23 protein-coding genes and 1 tRNA gene are annotated in these 19,632 nt (G+C 44.9%); 9 read left to right on the top strand and 15 right to left on the bottom strand.

Translation table 11 applies throughout. The features are described from left to right. The first annotated feature begins 8 nt into the window (after positions 1 to 8). The 3 genes from mreC to BT127_RS13810 all read left to right on the top strand — a co-directional run bounded on the left by mreC (position 9) and on the right by BT127_RS13810 (position 3,643). Complete coding sequence (gene mreC, locus BT127_RS13820) at positions 9 to 923, top strand: rod shape-determining protein MreC (protein WP_075425562.1); 915 nt, start codon at positions 9 to 11, stop codon at positions 921 to 923. Then, positions 901 to 1,458, top strand: coding sequence for a hypothetical protein (locus tag BT127_RS13815; protein WP_075425561.1), 558 nt, complete (start codon positions 901 to 903; stop codon positions 1,456 to 1,458). The genes mreC and BT127_RS13815 overlap by 23 nt, the downstream gene beginning before the upstream one ends. A 67-nt stretch (positions 1,459 to 1,525) precedes the next feature. Further along, positions 1,526 to 3,643, top strand: a complete 2,118-nt coding sequence (locus BT127_RS13810) for a penicillin-binding transpeptidase domain-containing protein (protein ID WP_075425560.1) — start codon at positions 1,526 to 1,528, stop codon at positions 3,641 to 3,643. A gap of 54 nt (positions 3,644 to 3,697) precedes the next feature. Here BT127_RS13810 and BT127_RS13805 read toward each other — a convergent pair whose 3' ends face one another. From BT127_RS13805 to BT127_RS13795, 3 genes are all read right to left on the bottom strand, one after another. Beyond that, complete coding sequence (locus tag BT127_RS13805; RefSeq protein ID WP_075425559.1) at positions 3,698 to 4,825, bottom strand: PP-loop family protein; 1,128 nt, start codon at positions 4,823 to 4,825, stop codon at positions 3,698 to 3,700. Positions 4,826 to 4,905: 80 nt separating this feature from the next. Further along, the gene (locus BT127_RS13800) at positions 4,906 to 5,577 is read right to left on the bottom strand and encodes a JAB domain-containing protein (protein ID WP_075425558.1); all 672 of its coding nucleotides are present in this window, start codon (positions 5,575 to 5,577) and stop codon (positions 4,906 to 4,908) included. Further along, positions 5,577 to 6,272: a JAB domain-containing protein gene (locus tag BT127_RS13795; RefSeq protein WP_075425557.1), complete on the bottom strand. Its 696-nt coding sequence runs from the start codon at positions 6,270 to 6,272 to the stop codon at positions 5,577 to 5,579. The genes BT127_RS13800 and BT127_RS13795 overlap by 1 nt, the downstream gene beginning before the upstream one ends. A 320-nt stretch (positions 6,273 to 6,592) precedes the next feature. Here BT127_RS13795 and BT127_RS13790 point away from each other — a divergent pair, with 320 nt between their 5' ends. Then, positions 6,593 to 7,396 (top strand): hypothetical protein, encoded by an 804-nt coding sequence (locus tag BT127_RS13790; protein WP_075425556.1) that lies wholly within the window; start codon positions 6,593 to 6,595, stop codon positions 7,394 to 7,396. A gap of 115 nt (positions 7,397 to 7,511) precedes the next feature. Here BT127_RS13790 and BT127_RS13785 read toward each other — a convergent pair whose 3' ends face one another. The 3 genes from BT127_RS13785 to BT127_RS13775 are packed head-to-tail and all read right to left on the bottom strand — an operon-like array spanning position 7,512 to position 8,946. Then, a complete protein-coding gene (locus tag BT127_RS13785; protein ID WP_075425555.1) occupies positions 7,512 to 7,730 on the bottom strand; it encodes a helix-turn-helix domain-containing protein in 219 nt (72 codons plus the stop codon). 11 nt (positions 7,731 to 7,741) lie between these two features. After that, complete coding sequence (locus BT127_RS13780; protein WP_075425554.1) at positions 7,742 to 8,236, bottom strand: hypothetical protein; 495 nt, start codon at positions 8,234 to 8,236, stop codon at positions 7,742 to 7,744. A gap of 26 nt (positions 8,237 to 8,262) precedes the next feature. Further along, positions 8,263 to 8,946, bottom strand: coding sequence for a hypothetical protein (locus BT127_RS13775; RefSeq protein WP_075425553.1), 684 nt, complete (start codon positions 8,944 to 8,946; stop codon positions 8,263 to 8,265). Between the two features lie 296 nt (positions 8,947 to 9,242). On the opposite strand from BT127_RS13775, the gene BT127_RS13770 reads away from it, so the two are divergent. Together BT127_RS13770 and pta are read left to right on the top strand one after the other, a co-directional pair. Next, positions 9,243 to 10,052, top strand: a complete 810-nt coding sequence (locus BT127_RS13770) for a M23 family metallopeptidase (protein ID WP_075425552.1) — start codon at positions 9,243 to 9,245, stop codon at positions 10,050 to 10,052. Between the two features lie 201 nt (positions 10,053 to 10,253). After that, positions 10,254 to 11,270, top strand: a complete 1,017-nt coding sequence (gene pta, locus BT127_RS13765; protein ID WP_075425551.1) for a phosphate acetyltransferase — start codon at positions 10,254 to 10,256, stop codon at positions 11,268 to 11,270. A 59-nt stretch (positions 11,271 to 11,329) separates the two neighbouring features. Here pta and BT127_RS13760 read toward each other — a convergent pair whose 3' ends face one another. From BT127_RS13760 to BT127_RS13750, 3 genes are all read right to left on the bottom strand, one after another. Further along, entirely contained in the window at positions 11,330 to 12,268 is a 939-nt protein-coding gene (locus tag BT127_RS13760; RefSeq protein ID WP_075425550.1) for a hypothetical protein, read from the bottom strand. Then, positions 12,265 to 12,843 carry an RNA polymerase sigma factor gene (locus BT127_RS13755; protein WP_075425549.1) on the bottom strand — a complete coding sequence of 193 codons (579 nt, stop codon included), beginning with the start codon at positions 12,841 to 12,843 and terminating at the stop codon, positions 12,265 to 12,267. Before BT127_RS13755 ends, BT127_RS13760 begins: the two co-directional genes overlap by 4 nt. Before the next feature lie 318 nt (positions 12,844 to 13,161). After that, a tRNA-Arg gene (locus BT127_RS13750) sits at positions 13,162 to 13,236 on the bottom strand. 187 nt (positions 13,237 to 13,423) lie between these two features. Here BT127_RS13750 and BT127_RS13745 point away from each other — a divergent pair. Continuing rightward, a complete protein-coding gene (locus BT127_RS13745) occupies positions 13,424 to 13,999 on the top strand; it encodes a hypothetical protein (protein ID WP_075425548.1) in 576 nt (191 codons plus the stop codon). On the opposite strand, the gene BT127_RS13740 is transcribed toward BT127_RS13745, so the two are convergent. Both BT127_RS13740 and spoIIP read right to left on the bottom strand, forming a co-directional pair. Next, a complete protein-coding gene (locus BT127_RS13740) occupies positions 13,982 to 14,281 on the bottom strand; it encodes a hypothetical protein (protein WP_075425547.1) in 300 nt (99 codons plus the stop codon). The genes BT127_RS13745 and BT127_RS13740 overlap by 18 nt on opposite strands. Next, positions 14,281 to 15,408, bottom strand: a complete 1,128-nt coding sequence (gene spoIIP / locus BT127_RS13735) for a stage II sporulation protein P (protein ID WP_075425546.1) — start codon at positions 15,406 to 15,408, stop codon at positions 14,281 to 14,283. The genes BT127_RS13740 and spoIIP overlap by 1 nt, the downstream gene beginning before the upstream one ends. A 175-nt stretch (positions 15,409 to 15,583) precedes the next feature. Here spoIIP and BT127_RS13730 point away from each other — a divergent pair, with 175 nt between their 5' ends. Continuing rightward, positions 15,584 to 16,465 (top strand): polysaccharide deacetylase family protein, encoded by an 882-nt coding sequence (locus tag BT127_RS13730; RefSeq protein WP_075425545.1) that lies wholly within the window; start codon positions 15,584 to 15,586, stop codon positions 16,463 to 16,465. A gap of 1 nt (position 16,466) precedes the next feature. Further along, positions 16,467 to 16,868: a DUF2752 domain-containing protein gene (locus BT127_RS13725; protein WP_075425544.1), complete on the top strand. Its 402-nt coding sequence runs from the start codon at positions 16,467 to 16,469 to the stop codon at positions 16,866 to 16,868. Positions 16,869 to 16,872: 4 nt separating this feature from the next. Here BT127_RS13725 and BT127_RS13720 read toward each other — a convergent pair whose 3' ends face one another. From BT127_RS13720 to metA, 4 genes are all read right to left on the bottom strand, one after another. Beyond that, positions 16,873 to 17,412 (bottom strand): hypothetical protein, encoded by a 540-nt coding sequence (locus BT127_RS13720; protein WP_075425543.1) that lies wholly within the window; start codon positions 17,410 to 17,412, stop codon positions 16,873 to 16,875. A 75-nt stretch (positions 17,413 to 17,487) separates the two neighbouring features. After that, positions 17,488 to 18,378, bottom strand: a complete 891-nt coding sequence (locus tag BT127_RS13715; RefSeq protein ID WP_075425542.1) for a DUF3784 domain-containing protein — start codon at positions 18,376 to 18,378, stop codon at positions 17,488 to 17,490. A gap of 21 nt (positions 18,379 to 18,399) precedes the next feature. Next, entirely contained in the window at positions 18,400 to 18,636 is a 237-nt protein-coding gene (locus tag BT127_RS13710) for a hypothetical protein (RefSeq protein ID WP_075425541.1), read from the bottom strand. Between the two features lie 19 nt (positions 18,637 to 18,655). Continuing rightward, positions 18,656 to 19,603: a homoserine O-acetyltransferase MetA gene (metA, locus tag BT127_RS13705; protein WP_075425540.1), complete on the bottom strand. Its 948-nt coding sequence runs from the start codon at positions 19,601 to 19,603 to the stop codon at positions 18,656 to 18,658. Positions 19,604 to 19,632: the final 29 nt, after the last annotated feature.

Here is a 19,632-nt window from a genome sequence, read left to right as displayed (position 1 = left end):
GGCTTCTGATGCGTGAATTCTTCAAAAGCGCCCGTTTCAAGGTGCTTCTTGGTTTTCTTGCGCTGCTTGTTGGAATAATGATCTATGCCGTTACAAAGGGCGGATATTCGGTATCTGCGGCTTCCTTCGTGAATACCGTTACAAAGCCTTTCAGGATAGCATCGAACAGCGTCAGTATGAAGATCGAGAGTATTGCCGACAAGCTCAGCAATGCTGATAAGTATTACGAGGAAAACCAGAAGCTCAAGGCGCAGATAGGTGAACTCAACAAACAGCTTACAGAGTATGACGACCTTAAGGAGGAAGTCGAGGAACTGCGTAAATTCGTTGTTATCAAGGAGCAGCACCCCGACTATATCATATCTCAGCCTGCTGAGGTACTGGGATATATAGCAAACGATCCTTTCAAGTCGTTCACCATCGACAAGGGCTCGGCTGAGGGTATAGAGCCATTCTGTCCCGTAGTAACTGCCGAGGGACTTGTGGGCATAACGATAGATGTTTCGGAGCATGTATCTACCGTGAGAACGATACTTTCTCCCGACCTTTCGATCGCGGCAGTATCATCCTCTACAAATGCCGATTACGGTATAATCGAGGGAACTGTTGCAACTGCCGAAAACGGCAATACAAAGCTTATCCACCTGGATATGGATAACGAGCTTCGTGTAGGCGACCTTATGGTAACATCGGGCAACAGCGGACTTTTCCCGAAGGGATATGCTATAGGTTCGGTAAAGTCACTTGGATATGAAACCAACGGACTTTCAGCCTGTGCTGAAATAGAGCCGTGTTCGGATATAACACGTCTGGGTTCGGTAGTAGTAATAACCGATTTCAGCGGCAAGAACAACGAATACGGCGAAGAGAATACGGAAAGCGGCGAAAAGGAGGACTCAGATGAGGCTGAAAACATCCCGTGAGCGCAGGATCCTCCACGTCAAGACCTTTTTCCGCTGGCTGATATACTATTTCCTTATCATAGCATCGTTTATACTGATGACCTCGGGTACGTGGCTGAAACCCGTGCTTCTCGTACCGATCGCGCTCTGCATAGCTATGGAGAACGACCTCATGGGTTCGGCTTTTACGGGAGCATTCTGCGGTTTCCTTACGGATATAGCCTGCGGAAGGCTTTTCGGATATAACGCGGTGCTGCTGACGGTGTTCTGCGTCGGCTTTTCGCTTGTATTCGAGCTTTATCTCCGTCAGAGGTTCATTACCTATATTGTAATGACGGCGGCGGTATCATTCCTGCAATGCTGGCTTGATTACAAGTTCTACTATGAGATCTGGGATTACGAGGACGTCGGAAGGATATTCACAGGCGTTACTCTTCATGTATGGGTATATACGGTAATAGCCGCAGTGGTGATATACCTCATCACAAGGCTTATCAATCATTTCCTGATGCCGAAGGTACACCTTACCATTGAGGAAGTGATACAGACGAATTAAGGTACAGGGGGCTTTCCGACGGCTTCGGAGCGTCCCCTGTTATTGGTGTTTTAATGGAGGTATCATATTGAAAAGTGTTTCGGATACTATCAAGTCGATAATAGTGATACTGATGGTCATATCTCTCAGCGTACTGAGCGGAATGAGACTTATGAAGATACAGGTAGTCGGCGGTGAAGACATTGCGGATCCGAGAAAATTCGGTTCGGATGCAGTAACCTTCGAGCGTGAGGTAAGATCCACACGAGGCGAGATAGTTGATTTCAACGGAAATGTAATTATAGCAAATGATACAAGATGTGATATAGTTCTTGAACGCGCATTTTTCCCCGAGGACCTGAAAACAGGCAACGAGATACTGCTGAAGCTCAGTTCTGCACTTGCTGAGCACGGTCATCCCTTCGAGGAAAGCCTTCCCATAACAAAGGAATGGCCATACGTGTTCACAGTCGAGGACGCTTCCGAGGTAGTTGAAAAGCTCAACCTCAACGTTTACGCTACTGCCGAGAACTGTATAGACAAGCTCATATCCGATTACGAGATAAGCGACGAGTATTCTCAGGAGGAGCAGAGGATAATTGCAGGTATGCGTTACGAGATGCTTGCAAAGGACTTTTCCTACAGCAACGACCTTATCCTTGCGAAGGATGTAGACTCGGCAACCGTCATCGATATGAAGGAACTCAGTAACTTCTGCAAGGGTGTTGAGGCAGTAGATGCGGCTGAGCGCTATATCGTCCGCGGAGATATCCTTCCCCACGAGATAGGTACAGTGGGACCTATCTACGCCGAGGAATACGCCGAACTCAAAGAGCAGGGCTATGCTCTCAATGACGAGGTAGGTAAGAGCGGTATCGAACAGGCTATGGAAAAACAGCTCCGTGGTGAAAACGGAACCGAAGAAGTCACCATGCTCAACGGTTCGATAGTTGACATAAAGACCAAGAAGGAAACTGTTCCGGGACAGACAGTCAAGCTTACTGTTGACGGAGCATTCCAGCTTAAGCTTCAGGGCATACTCGATAACTTCATTGCCGAGCGTCCCTACTATAAAGGCTATGCCGCAAACAAGGGCGCACTTGTGGTCCTTGATGCAAAAACAGGTGCAGTAAAGGGAATGGCTACAGCTCCCACATATAACCTCAAGGATTTCGCAGAACACTATGATGAACTTATAAAGCAGGAAAACGCTCCTATGTTCAACCGTTGTACATTCGGACAGTACCTCCCCGGTTCTACATTCAAGACCATTACTGCTACAGCAGGTCTCAATGAGGGCGTAGTAAATGGCGAAACATCATTTGTGTGTCATACCGATTACGAGTTCTATGGCTCATGGTACAAGTGTACGGGATATCACAATGCGATATCCGCAAGACGTGCCATAGAGGTATCCTGTAACGTTTACTTCTATGAGGTATCAAGACTTCTCGGAATCGATAACATCACAAAGTATGCCAAGCTTTATGGACTCGGTTCACATACAGGCATCGAAACAGGCGATGCAGAGGGATTCCTCTGTAATCCCGAGACCTTTGCGGAACGAGGTCAGCCGTGGTACATCGGTTACGTTATCCAGGCAGGTATCGGTAACCAGGACTGCGGATTCTCTCCGCTCCAGCTTGCAAACGTTGCATGTACAATTGCCAACAGAGGCGTAAGATACAAGCCTTATCTTGTGGACAGTCTCTACACCTATGGTTCAAACGAGCTTGTAAGCAAGACCGAGCCTGAGGTTGCAGGACAGATAGACCTTAACTACGATTACGTTTATGACTATATCATCGGCGGTATGATGGATGCCGCAAGAAACGTCCCTGCACCGTATTCGCTCTACGGACTCGGATATGACGTAGCTATAAAGACAGGTACTCCACAGACAGATGCCAACGACCTTAACAAGCAGAACTCGGTATTTATCGGATTTGCACCTGCAAACGATCCCGAAGTTGCATTTGCAGGCGTTATCGAGGGCGGTGAATACTCGAAGTATATGATAAGAAGCATACTTCTTGCTTATCAGGAATGCTACGGTATGAACGGCGTTGCGCCTACAGCGGAGCTTCCCCCCGAGAATCGTCCCAACGAAACAACAACTGCTCAGGCAGGTACAGCAACTACAGCTGCATCCGCAGCACCGCAGACAGATACAGCGACTACAGCGGTAACAACAACAGCACAGTAAAACAAACAGCCTGACACGTTCGGTATGAACTGTCAGGCTGTAATTATTTATGTTTCATGACCTGCTGTCGTAGTCATCGGTGAAGCGGTGAACCACTCCGCCTTCCTTGTATGCGATGACTGTACTTAAGTTTACGTTCTCGACGCTTCGGAAGATATTCTTTTCCACCTGAGGGTTGACCTTCTTCATCTCTGCGATAAGGTTCTTTATTTCAAGACGCTTTGATACGGATCTGCTGTCGGGATCGCAAGTGGTGCATGTATCGGTGAACTTGCAGGCGCACTGTATGAAGTGCAGACCGTTGTAGTCTCTCCAGTGCTTTATCTCATCCTCTCGCACAAGATACAGCGGACGAATAAGCTCCATTCCCTCGAAGTTGGTACTGTGAAGCTTGGGCATCATGGTCTGGACCTGTCCGCCGTAAAGCATACCCATGAGGATAGTTTCTATAACGTCATCGAAATGATGACCGAGTGCTATCTTGTTGCAACCGAGCTCCTTTGCCTTGTTATAGAGGTAGCCTCTTCTCATTCTTGCACAGATATAGCAGGGATTCTTCTCGATATTATAAACCGAATCAAATATATCCGACTCGAAAATCGTTATCGGAATAGACATGGATTCGGCATTTTTTTCGATTATCCGACGGTTTTCGGGACTGTATCCCGGATCCATCACAAGGAATACGACTTCAAAGGGGAACTTGTCATGGCGTTTCAGCTCCTGAAAGAGCTTTGCCATGAGCATAGAGTCCTTTCCGCCTGAGATACAGACTGCGATCCTGTCGTTTGGCTGGACGAGTTCGTATTCGTTTATAGCCTTGGTGAATTTGCACCATATGCTCTTTTTGAACTTCTTGCGGAGTGAGAGCTCTACCTGTTCTGTCAGCTGACGGTTTTCCATTATGTTTCTCAGCCAGTCCACATAACCGCCCTGAAGGTCATAGGCATCGTAGCCCATTTCGCAGAGCTTATCGGCAGTTTCACCGCTTATTATACCGCTTTTGCAGTATATCACGAGCTTCTTGTCACGGGGCAGTTCCTCGGAGAATATGCGCTCCTGAGGGATATTGACAGCGCCGTTGATATGTCCGTATTCAAAAGCGGTCTCATCCCTGATATCTATGATTAAAAAGCTGTCATCGGTATTGTTCAGCTGCTCTGTTGTGATAATATTACTCATTAAAGCACCTCTTTGGCATTTTTGTATCGGTATGACCGCAGTTTGTATCCGGAAGTATTCTGACTCGTTATCCGTATAGTTCAGCGGAAAAGCTTCGCACCGATAGTTTCTCTCAGTGAAACTGCATCTCCGTCATCGCCGACTATAATATGATCCAGTACAGTTATATCGATATGCTTCATTGCCGCAACGATAGATTCTGTAGCACGGATGTCTTCAGGTGAGGGGGTACAGTTGCTCATAGGATGAACATGTGACAGGATGATGGTATCCGAATTGTTTTTTACGGCGAATTCCGCAATAAGACGTTTTGAAAAGGAAACATCAGTGCTGCTGCCTTCAGCTATTTCGGCTGCGGCTATAAGTCTGCGGCGGCGGTTCAGTGCGGCAACTACCAGTTTTTCTCTTCTTATTCCCTTGTAATACGATGCAAAGAACTGCTTCCTCCTTGAATAGGTATCCAGAAGGATGTTTTTGCTGTTGATAGCACAGAATCTGTCTATCTGTGGGATAAGGTTTATAAGTACGGCAGTCTGTATAGAGACATTGCAGTTTTTTGCGAGAAATTCGGGATCGGCATCTGAGGCTGATTTGATATTGCCGTATGTTTCGAGTAACCTGTCGGCTTTTTCTTCGATGCTGCTGTGTTCCGAGTAAGAGAGCAGCAGTATCATTCGTTCCCTTTCGCTCAGACTGTCAAAATCACCTGATTCCAGCCGCTTCCGCAGTGTTTCAACTAATTCTGTACTCATCAGCGCATCTCCCTGAAAGAAAAAGAACCGTTCTGACGGAAAGAGAAGATCTTTTCCCCTTTACATATCATGGTATCGGTCAGATATATACCGATAGGTTCAATAGCATCGGCAATGTTACGAGTGATAAGATAATCCCTTTCGATCGGATAGAAGTCGTCCGACGGGTGATTTATACCGAGGAACATTCTTTCTGAACCGCTTTTAAGCAGCATCAGGGCTATCCTTTTCAGATCAAGCTGATGATTCCTGATCATATCGGGAGTAAATGAGAAGCGTACCTGAGGTCGGATCCCGCTTGTTGTACCTATTATGAGGTACAGTTCGGAGTTATTGCCCTTAAAATAATCAAGGAACCACTGTGAAGCAAGCTCATAGGTCGATAAATGAAGGGCGTCCTTGCCTGAATAACCCGAATCTTTTCTGAGCTCGCCCATCAGCTTAAGAAAACCTGCCGCAGTTTTTCCGATGCCTTTAACTTCGGTAAGCTGTTCGACAGGAGCATCAAGTACATTTTTGAGACTTCCGAAACGATCGGTTAGAAGGTGGGATATCTCGTTGGTATTTATACGCGGCAAAGCATAAAAAAGCAGCAGTTCAAGAAACTCGTGTTCACAGAGGTTTTCTGTGCCGCTTTCGAGATACCGCTGTCTGAGACGTTCGCGGTGACCGCTGTGCAATCCGTTTTCACTCATGTAGGTCACCTGCTTTCCGAATATTAAGGATGAATAACTTCGATCACTATCTATTATACAGCACACCGTATGAATTGTCAAGATATCCATTTATATGAACCAAGGCATTACCGGTCGGGCTGAGAAAAAACAACATGAAGGAAAATAGGATGCGAACAATCGGAGGGCAGGGTGAATTCTCAAAGTGCGAGGACTTTTTTCTTGACATGCCGTTATCAGAATGGTATAATAAATGCGGTCTCAACAACCGTCTTCGGTGAGTTGAGCAGACAGCGATTAACGATCCAAGGACGTATTCAACAACAATAAGGAGAGAACGTATGAAAGATTCAGAAGTTAAAAAGAAGAAAAAATGGCCGAAGGTGCTGCTGACGATAGTTATAATTATTGCAGTTCTTGCGGGATGCATAGGCTTTAACGCTTCAAGGAACATGAAGGTCATGAACAATACCCTTGATGCAGGTATGGAAACCCTATCAGAGTATGCAAAGCTGACACCTGTTGACGCAGGGGAGTATAAACAGATAACCATGTACGGTGCTATGAAGTTTGATGTTTCACAGTATGATATAGAGGATATCGGAAATCTTTCCGTAATGAAGGTCAATATGGGATTTATGCAGATGGTATCCTATATCATAACACCTTTCAAAAAGGATATGCCCATGCTTTCAATGGACTTCATGTACATGTTCGGAAACCGCAAGGCATATGCGGAATTCTATGATCTTACACCTGATAAAACATCTCCCGAATATACGGCAGTTCTCGAATCTATAAAAAAATTTGAGGAAAGCTGCAATGACCTCGAGGATCTAACAACAGAACCTGCATGGTATGACGAATACCTGACAGTTGTTCTTCACAAGGCTGCAAAGCGTGACAAGGACGAGAGAGTTGACAAGATGTTCTGCGATGCTATACGCTGTTATATGGAGACTGCCAAGGACCTTCCTCTTCTTTCCGACGAGGAAAAAGCTGCCAAGCTTGCTATAACTCAGGAATACTGTGATAACCTTGTAGAAAAAGGCGGAGTTTCCACAGACGTGTTCAAAAAAGCACTCGGAAGCGAAACAACAAAGGATTTCTTTGACAAGGTATTATTCGGTACAGCGCTTTATTGAAAACTGAAATAAAAACATAACGATCGTGGGGACCTCTTTAAGAAAGGTCCCCACGATCATTTATAAAGAAAGTGTGTGCAGGCAAGTTACGCGGAAGGCGTTTCCTGCTATTGAGTTATTCATCATTACCGTCATCAACGTACTCGAGGATGTCTCCCGGCTGACAGTTCAGGGTTTTGCAGATAGCGCACAGAGTGGTGAAACGTATAGCGCTTACCTTTCCCGTTTTCAGTTTTGAGAGGTTAACGTTGCTTACGCCGACATGCTCGCTTAGTTCGTTGAGGCTCATTTTTCTGTCCGCCATAACGCGGTCAAGTCTTAATACTATCGACATTTTTTACCTCCTTACAGTGTTTCATCGGATTCCTTCTGAAGCTGTGCGCCGTAATCAAAGGTGTAAGCGAGTATGCGGAAAAGTCCATAACAAAGTACTATATATACAGGGAAACTGAGATCAAAAGTACGCTCTGTTTCGGGGCAGAAAACTATATTGAGTACGACTAATATAATATATACAAGTGCGCCGGCGAGAAGTGCTTTTGATGCGCCTTTGAGTTTATCGGCTGCATCGAATGTGAAAGGTGTTCTTTCCTGTGAAAGCCTTTTGAAGAACTGACACATAAAGTTGAATACTATCCATAGTGTAAGGGCAACGGTACCGCTTAAGAGTGAACTGAATATACCTTCGATGTTGTGTGATACAGCCTCTCCGATCACGGATACACCTGACAAAACTGTTATTATGACAGCGATCACTTTTACGATAGTGCCCATAGTCTTGTATTCTTTGCAGGTCTTTACAAATTCTTTTTCTGAAATAGCTTTACGTTCTGTGTTCATGATAATACCTCCTGAAATTTATCGGATCAAAGTGTTTCATCGGATTCCTTCTGAAGCTGTGCGCCGTAGCTGAATACGAATATGAAGAGTATGATTATGAGTATAGCAAGTACAGAGAGAAGGCCGACACCGTTAGTGAAGAGACATGCAACGCCGAATGGGATAAGTGAGAAAGCGAAGTGCTTCATAGCCTTGATAACTTCCTCATGGAAAGGTGAATCGCACTTAGAGAGAGCCTTTGTGAGCTTCTTGCCGAAGAAAGCAGGGATGAGAAGAAGAGCGCACATAAGAGCAAGAATGAAGAAGCTTGAACCAACGGACGCTTTGAAGAGAGCACCGTTTATCTGGTTGATCTCGCCGTTTATAGTGTAAGCGTAACCGTTATCTGTCTTTTCTACCTTTTCTACCTTATAGCCCATGTCAAAGCCTGCATTTTTGATATCGATGTTTTCTTCGGGGATATTAACTAACTCTGAGTCGCCTGAATCGAACATGCTCTTTGCAAAGCTTCCGAAATTGCTTTCGTCAACGGTTATAACGGATGAAAAGTTTCCTTTGATATCGAGTGCGTTATCGGGGAGCGAAAGGAATGTGACGCCTGCAAGCAGAGAGCCTACGATTCCGGCGATAAGTCCTATGATAACGAGGATGTCGATAACGAATGCAACTGTACCTAATGTGTTGATCTTTTTTACTGTTGGGTTTTTCATAATAATTCTCCTTTATAAATGGTCGTGGTGTTTTATTCTTTTCAGATCTGATCGGCGGGAACGTTTTTGTTCCCTTCGGTGATTCTATAATACCACGTCCTATTACGTTTGTCAATAGAAATTTATCGTTTTACGATAATTATTGTATGTTTGCATATAAAAGATTATCGTTTTGATGCTGTCTGTTGTGCAAAATCAACGATAATTATTTATCGATAAACATTAAAAACTTATCGTTTCTGAAAATGCGTATATTTTACGGAGTTCTGTCAACACTATTTTCGGAGGTGTTATACATGAAGAAAAATCTGTTTTCAGATAAACACAAGGGCTCTAAAGGATTTTACGCCGCACTGGGCATCAGTGCAGTAATGATAGGAGCTTCATGTTATTACGCATACGATCAGGGCGAAAAGCTCTCACAGGACTTTCTTTCGCAGAATATCATAACCGAGGAAAATGAAGCAGTAAACAGACGTGTAACAGGTCTGCCAAAGGCTACTCTGCCTCCTGTAAGGCACACTACAGCAGTCACCACAGTCTATCCTACGCTGACAGCAGGTATCGCTGCACCGCCGCCTTCAGCGACTGTCCCTGCGGCGGCAATAGAAGTTATTCCCCAGCGTCAGGTTGCGGAGGAAGCAGCTGCAGTCACTCCGCCCGAGCTGAATGGTATGGTCACACGCATGGAGAACGTAAAAGCTCCGCTTTCGGACATGAGCGGAGTAATAAACGGATTCAGCGGAAGCGAACTTGTGAAAAACGAGACCACAGGTTCGTGGCAGACTCATAACGGAGTTGACCTCTCGGCAGATGTCGGCAGCGAGGTCTATGCAGTTTCCAATGGATGCGTTACCGCAGTAGATAACGATCCGCTCTGGGGAGTTACAGTAGTAATAGACCACAATAATGGCTTTATAACAAGGTATTGCAGTCTTGCGGATGACCTTTCCGTGCAGAAAGGGGATATGGTCACCAGCGGCGACCTTCTCGGAGTTATCGGAAATACAGCGGATATAGAAAGCTCTGAACCTTCGCATCTTCATTTCGAGGTAATGCATAACGGCAGATACGTTGATCCTGTCGATGCTGTGGGAGAACGTTGAAACAGGAGGGGACGGATAAAGAACGTCCCCCGTACATAATCAGCCTGTAAAACGAGTTCGTCCGCTGAGTGAAGGCGTTGTACAAATTGGGTATTGAAAAATAATTAAAGGTGTGCTATAATAAATGTTGTACTTAATTCGTATACTGTTTTTCAGTATTCATGACGGTATACCAAAATAAACTATTGGAGGTCACACCAAATGGGCATGTTCGACAAGCTTATCGCCAATCTTAAGGCAAGCAAAAAGACTATCGTTTTCACAGAAGGCAGCGACGCAAGAATCCTTTCAGCTACTGACAGACTCCTTAAGGAGGATCTTATGGGAGTTATCCTCTGCGGTAATCCCGATGAAGTAAAGGCAGCTGCTGCAAAGGGCGGTTTCTCTATAGACGGAGCAGAGATAGTTGATCCTGCATCATATCCCGAAATGGATTCACTCGTAGCTCAGATGTTCGAGCTCAGAAAGGGCAAGATGACTGAGGATGAGTGCCGTGCTGCACTTGCTAAATCAAACTACTTCGGCACAATGCTCGTAAAGGCAGGAAAGGCAGACGCTCTTCTCGGCGGTGCTACATATTCAACTGCTGATACAGTAAGACCTGCACTTCAGATAATCAAGACAAAGAAGGGTTCTAACCTTGTAAGCTCATCCTTCATCCTCTTCAGAGAGAAGGACGGCAAGGAAGAAAAGATAGCTATGGGCGACTGTGCTATCAACCTCAGTTATGAGGATACAGTTGACAAGGAGGGCAATGTTGTTCTCACAGGTGCAAGAAAGCTTGCAGAGGTTGCTGTTGAGACTGCAAAGACAGCTGCTTTCTTCGGCATCGATCCTAAGGTAGCAGTTCTCAGCTTCTCAACATACGGCTCAGGCAAGGGCGGCACAGTACAGCTCAGCCACGATGCTGTTATCGAGGCAAGAAACATCGATCCTGATCTCGTTATCGACGGCGAGTTCCAGTTCGACGCAGCTGTTTCCGCAGAAGTTGCAAAGACAAAGTGTCCTGATTCAAAGGTTGCAGGACAGGCTAATACATTCATCTTCCCACTTATCGAGGCTGGTAACATCGGCTACAAGATAGCTCAGAGACTTGGCGGATACGAGGCATACGGTCCTATCCTTCAGGGACTCAACGCTCCTATCAACGACCTTTCAAGAGGATGCAACGCTGACGAAGTTTACAAAATGGCTATCATCACAGCAGGCATGGCTTGATAAATGCGTAATTAATGATATAAAAATCGGGACTGCTTTGCGGCAGTCCCATTTTTAGTTTATTGAATGTTTTCCTCGTAATTATCGTTTTCAGGTATGCCGTAGAACTCTTCATCAACCTTGCTTATGCGCCAGCCGTCCGCTGTATTTGTGATAGTAAACTTTGTTTTAAAAGGATGATCGGGATCAATATCTAAATCTATGATGCTTCGTGTTGTAATTATATTGCCGTTTTCATCAAATTCGCCCTTTACTTCATCATCAAGCCATTTATACAGTTTATCGCCTATATCACAAGTCTTTGTATTGACGTAATACCCTTCATCTGTAGTATAGATAAAAGTGCTGTAATCAATATCCTCTTCTTTTGCGCAGGCACAAGCATCAAGGACTGTTTTTCCAAGTTCTGCATCACAGATCTCGTAACAGTATTTTTCCAGATCCTCCCATGTTGGGTATCTTGGATCGGTAACACGATAAAAGTCTCTCGTGAATTCATCTTCACCGTCAGATGTGGTAATTGTTTTAGTAACAATCGATGAACGGTCAACTTCAAGAGTTCTTCCGAGAATATCAAATAGACACTCCATCCAGGCATCTGTAAGTTCTTTTGCAATAGCATCTGCATCAACTTCCTCTGCTTCGGTGGATTCCTCTGTAACTTCTTCTGCTTCTGTAGTCTCGGGAACGATCTCCTCTACCTCAGTTGAGGGAACATTGGCGTTACGGCTTATAAATGCCATACTTCCGCCTATTCCGCCAACAAGTAGTACGGCAGCAGCGGCAATGCTTGCACTCTTGTACCATTTTGGTCTGCGGTATTTTTCAACTCCCGATACATCGTTAAGTTTATCACCGAACACATCATTCATATCATACTTTCTTTTACTCATAGCATATAACCTCTCTTTCCGGTCGTCTTTCAGGACGGGATATTTCTCAGAGAGTCTGTATGCTGTATTATTATCGATATCATTGAAAAGATCATCAAATCTCATGTATATCCCTCCTCTGTTATACCTGCCTCACTCAGCAGCTTTTTAAGCTTTTTCCGCGATCTGCTCAGCCTTTTCAGTACGGCAGTATCGCTCATTTTTAAGATCGAAGCGATTTGTCTGGTTTTCATACCGTAATAATAGAAGTAAACGATGATAGCAGAGTCTGGCTCTCCGAGACTGTTGATGATGTTGAGCACTGTTTCGTTGAGAAGTGATCTCTCCGCAGATTCTTCAACACTGTTATCGGAAGCAATCTCACCGAAGCTGTCGGAATCAATGGAGACTGTTGTATCACTTTTCGGGGAAAGCCGCCTGAAGCAGCTTATTGCAGTACGTTTTGCTATAGTGCCGACTATTCCTCTGAGGTCTCCTTCCACGTCCTTGCAGCGGTCAAGATAGCGGAATGCCGCCGCAAAGGTATCGCTGAGACATTCTTCCATGTCCTCTTTTGTACCGCAGTTTTTCAGCTTGTTGGCGCATATAGCGTAAACATATCCGCAGTATTCATCAAACAGCATCCGCCTCCCTTCTTCGGGAGACTCCGCCATTATCTTTCTTAACTCTTTGTCTGTCACCGTTTCACCCCTTTGAATGCATTCATATATTACACTCGCTTTACGCTGCTTTTTCCTGACATAAAAAACGGTCCAGAAATTCTGAACCGTAAAAATGCATTGATGACAGTACCGTAAGCGAAAGCAGACGGACAGTTTCGTACATAGTGAGCGAGACACGAGCATTATAATTTGAGCCCGACGGTAAAACTGTCGGGCGTTTCTGTGTTATCTGTACTAAATAGATGACAGTGCCATAAGCGATGTACAACTATCATTCCCGATAACGGTAAGCGAGCTTTGCGAGCGACAACGTGGTCGCGGGCACAGACTCTGTGCTGGTACGCCTGACTGGAATCGAACCAGCGCACGCGGCGTCGGAGGCCGCTGCTCTATCCCCTGAGCTACAGGCGCATATATGTAAGTATAGTCTACCATATAATTATATCAAAAACCCTTGTAATTTGCAATAGTTTATGTTATAATTAATAGAAGAATTTCTTTTCACACCCTTACAGAGGTTTTAGCGATAATTACTGAGACAGCGTAGATATTGCTGACATTAACAAGTCGAAAAAAACATTATACTGGAGGTGACATTTTGGAGGAATACATTTACCTGATCGTCGCTCAGACAGGCACAAGACCTGCAAGGTTCTTCCGCTTTATAACCAAGAAGCCCTATAACCATGTTTCACTATCAGGCGATGTAAGTCTTTCTGAAATGTACAGTTTCTGCCGTACATATCAGCCTTTTCCGCTTCCTGCAACATTCAATAAGGAAATAGTCGGCAAAGGCACTCTCGGTAAATACGATTTTATACCATGCGAGATATACAGGATATCGGTTACCGGAGAACAGAAAAAGGAATACGACCGCATCATACGCCATTTTTCAGATAACAGGAATATCTATTCATATAATGTCCTCGGACTTCTTGCAGTTTACCTGAATATCGAGTGGAACCGCAAGAAAAGTTTCGTCTGTTCGCAGTTTGTGGCATACACTATGGATAAGATAGGCATACCGCTTGAAAAGCCCTTCTGCCTTTATAAACCCGATGATTTCCGAAAGTTTCCGGGAGCTACACTTGTATATTCGGGCGAGCTGAACAGCTTTTACGATGATATGCATGCTTTATACAGATATCCCGACCGTTCAGGCTCTAAGGTCTGAGTATAAGAGTATACCCGAACGTATCTCATCAGGGAGAAGAAGGTAAGCCGTAAGATAAGAATGGCTTTCCGTTGATATGTGTGGATAATTTAATTCCAACCTGCTGCCGAGGACTTCAAAGGTCATATTTCCCTTATCGGAAGAGAAATATGCAGGGGTTATCTTCTCGGATGACAGCCTGTTGTGGGAATTAGTACATGAATCGATAAACATTTTACATCCGACGGTCAGCACAAGGTAGACTATGATCAACCTGGCTGCCGTTTTTTTCTTCCTTGTCATTATTTCTCCTTTATAGATAAAAGCAGTTCAGCCAGTGAACGTCCCACAAGCTGTCCCGCATACTGTACCTGATCGAGGGTATTGCAGTGGGAACCTACTTCGATGAGAAGGCTGCCTGTGGTAAGATCCTGATTATAGTGGCGGTAATCGAAGAGTATGGGACGGGTGAGTCCCGGGTGGTCGCTTTCCATTTTCTGCTGGAGGCTGCATGCAAAGTGGAAATTCTTCATATACTCGGGCATACCGAGAGTACCGTCATCGCAGCCCGATATTATCATGACCTGAGCCGCTTCTCTGCCGTCAGCTTCTATATACGGCTGATAGGAGATACCCTCGCCTGCAACAGCATCACGGTGTATATCAAGTGCGACTTTTATATCGGGGTACTGTTCAAGTATGGGTACAATAGTTTCCCTGCTTCTTGCATATGAACCGTTATACGAGGGATAATCGTGGATGGTCCTTATGTGTATAACGCCTATGCCCTGTGCTTCGAGTTCTGCCTGTATTGCATCTCCGACCATTACTACGTTTTTAGTGGGATCGGTGGTTCTGTAGTTGAATCCTGCATCGTACTCATCACGGACGAAAGGTTCAAAGCTTTCAGTGGTGTGAGTATGATATATAAGAACCTGAGGTTCATCCGTATCCTTAATGGTGAAATTCGGCAGGCATCTGCTTTCGTTCAGCAGAGTTTCATTCGGGATATCGGTCTTGTTGTTCACCTGTCCGCATTTTTCAAGGTCGAAGTAAGTATTTCCGCTGTATATCCCATAGGTAGTGCGTATAATGCTTCCGCCGCCGCCCCATTCGGTCGGGTAGGGCTTTTCACCTGCATTTTCCGCAGTCATATCCAGCGGACTTATCAGGTCTGTATCTGTTTTATCGTCGGCTGTTTCGGGAGTTACTCCATAGCCTTCCGACAGTATAAGTCCCTCGTTGAGGACACTTTTTATTCCGCTGTCTGATACGTTGTATTCAGCCTGACTGAAGCTTACAGGTTCGGCGTCTGCCTTGACTGACCTGTTGTGCAGTCCCGGCAGTACCCATGCGGCTATGACGGGCGTAATTACCAGTGCCGCAGACCTGAGTAAAGCAGACGATACACTTTTCTTTTTATGAGTCATATCCTCACCTCTTCATTAATGTCTGCTCGAAAATAATTGCAGACACATTTATTATATCCTTCTGTTCAAATATATTCTCAGTTCAGAGGAATTATTTCTGCAAAGAAAGATATATCCTGTTTTTTTCTGTCATATATTGAGTACAGAAAAACTACTTCTGTAATGAGGTGATGATATGTACAGATGCTGCAATATAAAGTATTTTTGCAGATTGCTCGTGCTGGATGCGGTGATTTTTACCGTATTTGCAGCAGCATTTGCAGTCGGCAGGATAATGATAAGGGTAGCAGCAGGTGAAAGGGACGAAATGTCCATACGTCTTCCTGTGATAATGTATCACAGCGTGTGCGATAAACCGCCTTCGGAGTATGTGTTGACGCCGCAGCAGCTTGAAGATGATCTGAGATACCTGCGTGAAAACGGATATACTGCGGTATCTGCACAGCAGCTTGTGGACTATACACGGGGCAGGGGAGAACTGCCTGAAAAGTCGGTCATGATAACCCTTGATGACGGTTTTTACAATAACCTTTCGGAGGTGCTTCCGCTTCTGGAGAAATATGATATGCGTGCAGTTGTATCTGTGGTGGGCAGCTATACCGACAAGGACGCTCCCCTTGATCCACATATACCTGTATACTCCTATCTGACTTGGGAGGATGTAAACGAGCTTATCTCATCGGGCAGAGTAGAGATAGGCAGCCATACCTATGATATGCACGGACTCGGCAGCAGTCGGAGAGGCTGTTCAATAGCTGACGGAGAGTCCGAGGAGGACTACCGCAGAGCACTGAATAGTGATCTGTCTCAGCTTCAGCACGAGATGTATGCACATACGGGATGCGTACCCTTTGTATTTGCTTACCCGTTCGGAGCGGTAAGCCGTGAAAGTCTGCCTGTCATAAGGGAAAACGGTTTCCTTATGACACTGACCTGCCGCGAGAAAGCCAATACGATAACCCGTGATCCGCAGTGCCTTTTCGGCATAGGACGTTTCAACCGCAGCGGAATGTATACTACCGCTGAATATATGCGAATGATCTTTGAGGAAGAATGATATGAAAAACGAAAGACGCAAAAATCTGAAAGCGGCGATACTTCCGCCTGTACTGATGCCGCTGCTTTATATGGTGTTCAGGGCGTATAAGAGCTATTATCAACGCTATGTGCTGTTCTGCGAGATACGCACTTTTACAGGTATATACTGTCCAGGATGCGGAGGAACTCACTGTATCACTGCGCTTTCTAATGGCGATATCCTTTCGGCACTGCACTATAATGCAGCCCTCTGTCTTGGGATAGTGATATTCCTTTTGTGGTGGATAGAGAACGTGGCTGCGGTTTTCGGCAAGAAAATAAAACTGATCCCCGATAACCGCATATTTCCATACGCCGTAACGGGGATCATAATTGCTTATTTAGTTCTCAGGAACATCATTCCTGCATTAGCACCGTTGTGATGCTTTATGCGAACAATGGTACGAGTTCTGTAGACTCTTCCTCAGTATAAGTGAAGCTTGTCTGTGAAGCTTGCTGATTTGCGCTCTGCTTTACAGTATCGATAAGGTAAGCATAGAAGCTGTCGAAGTCATCAACACCCTCAACGCCGCTGTTAGCCCAGATATCATCATACTTAGGATCTTTGTACTTCTGGAATTCCTCAGGAACTTCGTGAGTTGCCTCATAGTCATCGATATAGAACTGTGCGTTGCTTGTGAACATCTTCATATCCTGGATGGGCTCACGGAAAACAACTGCAACTGTTCCATAGATTATAGCAGCGATAAGACCGATGATTATAGCTGCTATAGCAAGGCCTTTAGCTCCGCGGTGAGTAGCAATAGAGATTATTGCAAGGATGAGTACGATAGGTACAAGGATGATACTTGCTGATGTGAAGCAGCAGATAAGGTTGATAAGGCTGATAATGAAGGCTGTTATAGCCAGGCCCTTTTTCTCAGCATTTGGATTGTCCAATGCTGAATCGTAAGTTTTTGCGCTCATGTTTAAACTTCTCCTTTAAAATAAAAATAATATATAGATCATCCGCGGTATGCGGCGGATCGCATGGAAATTGATTTATGCCAATGCAATTGACATTATTACGCGAAAAATAAAAACTACGATGACGATTACTATTCCGATAACTTTATAGGTTTTCATTTTTTCTTTTGTAAAAGGACCGTCGGGCTTGTCTGAAAGGTCATTGATACCGGTTATCATCTCTATAATCCCTGAGACGAAAAAAAGCATTACAAAAGCGATAAAAGGATCGATCAGGACAAACAGGATCCAGATCGAAGCAATTACAATAAAGACAACCCCCAGATCCTTTTTTCGTTCCTCATAGGAAGGTTTACGTCTTTCATCTTCGGAAAAAGGTGTGTAGATATCAGTTAACGGAGAATGTCCCGTTGCCTTTTTTTCATACATCATCGCAGCGACCTTTGCCATTGCCTCTTTTTCCTTAGGGGTATTCGTCACTGTGTTTTCGGGAAGGTTTCCGTTTTCAAGACCTATCTCGCTTACCTTCATGCCGAGGTCGGCATCAGCGCTTTCGCCGTCGGGGTAGAACGATTCCTGCGGAGCAGGCGGACTTCCTGACGGATAGTCGGAATAGGATGATAACCCGGGCTTTTTTACGCTCTTCTCGGACTCATGGTGATCATCCTCTTCGCAGAGATGACCGCCTTCGCTTTCTTTAGCGAGTTTGCGTTCAAGATGAGCACTTTTTCGCTCCGAAAAGACATCATCGTATCTATTATACCTTTCTTTAAATGATTTGTCAAGTACATCATGTTCATGTCCGTCTTCACAAAGATGATCGTCGGAACCGCTGCCTGTGTAGTCCTCGTCGCCGAAGTAGCCTTCTTCACCGAATTTTCGGGTTTCATCTACCGAATCGACGTCCATTTCGTCCACAAAAGTGTCATCCATCTCATCGATGATATTTTTTTTCTTTCCAAACATGACAACATGCTCCTTTTACGTTCAGTCCTTTTCGCCTGAGCCGAAAAAGACGTTTGCGGCCAATTTGGCAGGAGCTGCGGTCTCGGAATCCCTGATCTTTTCAGGGGTATGTTCAACAAGCTTCCTTACAGCAGGTGAAACCTTCTTTTTTATCCCCAGTTTGCCTGATATCACTGCAAGAGCTATGATCTCTGCGGTGACCGAGAAGGAAAGCATTACAGCTATCCTTTTTATTAAAGTATTTTTTTCATTACCCATATAGATCCCTCTTTTCATGTCAGAACGGCGCTTCCCATGTCCAGCTGCGTATCTCCAGCTCGTCCAGATTGTATGGAGTTTTCTGGTATACACAGTAGTTGAGCCAGTTCGAGAACATAAGGTTAGCGGCGCATCTCCATGAGAAAACGGGAGTTTTCTCAGGATCGTCATCGGGGAAATAGTTATACGGTATCTGTATATCTATACCCTTGGCAACATCGCGGAAATACTCCGAAGCAATGGTATCGCGCTCATATTCCGAATGGCCTGTTATGAAATACTGCCGTCCGTTTTTGTTTGCGACTATGTGAACTCCCGAAAGCTCTGATGAAGTGAGTATCTCCAGCTGGTCCACTTTCTCGATATCCTCTCTGCGGACCTCTGTATTCCTTGAATGAGGCACGTTGAATATATCATCGAAGCCTCTCAGGAGCTGACAGTTCTCTACCTCTGCGTGGTGTGGGAATATACCGAACATCTTCTGCGGCAGGGTGTACTTCGGTATGCCGAAGTGGTAGTAAAGACCTGCCTGAGCAGCCCAGCAGATATAAATGGTCGAGAATACATGGGTTTTGGACCACTCGAATATCTGAGTTATCTCGTTCCAGTAATCCACCTGTTCGTATTCAAGAAGCTCTACGGGAGCGCCTGTCACTATCATTCCGTCGTATCGTTTGTCCTTTATCTCATCGAATGTCTTATAGAAAGACTCCAGATGATGATGTGAGGTGTTTCTTGAAACATGAGAAGCCATCTGAAGCAGTTCGATATCCACCTGAAGGGGAGTATTACTGAGAAGGCGCATTAGCTGGCTTTCTGTTTCTATTTTCTTTGGCATTATGTTGAGTATTATGACCTTAAGGGGACGGATATCCTGATGCTCCGCGCGCTCCTTGGACATAACGAATATATTTTCTTCTCCAAGCGTTTTGAATGCCGGTAGCTCGGATGAAATTCTGATTGGCATTTCAAATCGCTCCTTTCTTAGTTAAATTG

Origin of the sequence: Ruminococcus sp. XPD3002 (assembly GCA_900119535.1) — a bacterium.
GTDB classification, from domain to species: domain Bacteria; phylum Bacillota; class Clostridia; order Oscillospirales; family Ruminococcaceae; genus Ruminococcus; species Ruminococcus flavefaciens_H.
The sequence above is the reverse complement of the archived record's forward strand: the minus strand, read 5'-3'. Positions and strand labels throughout refer to the sequence as shown.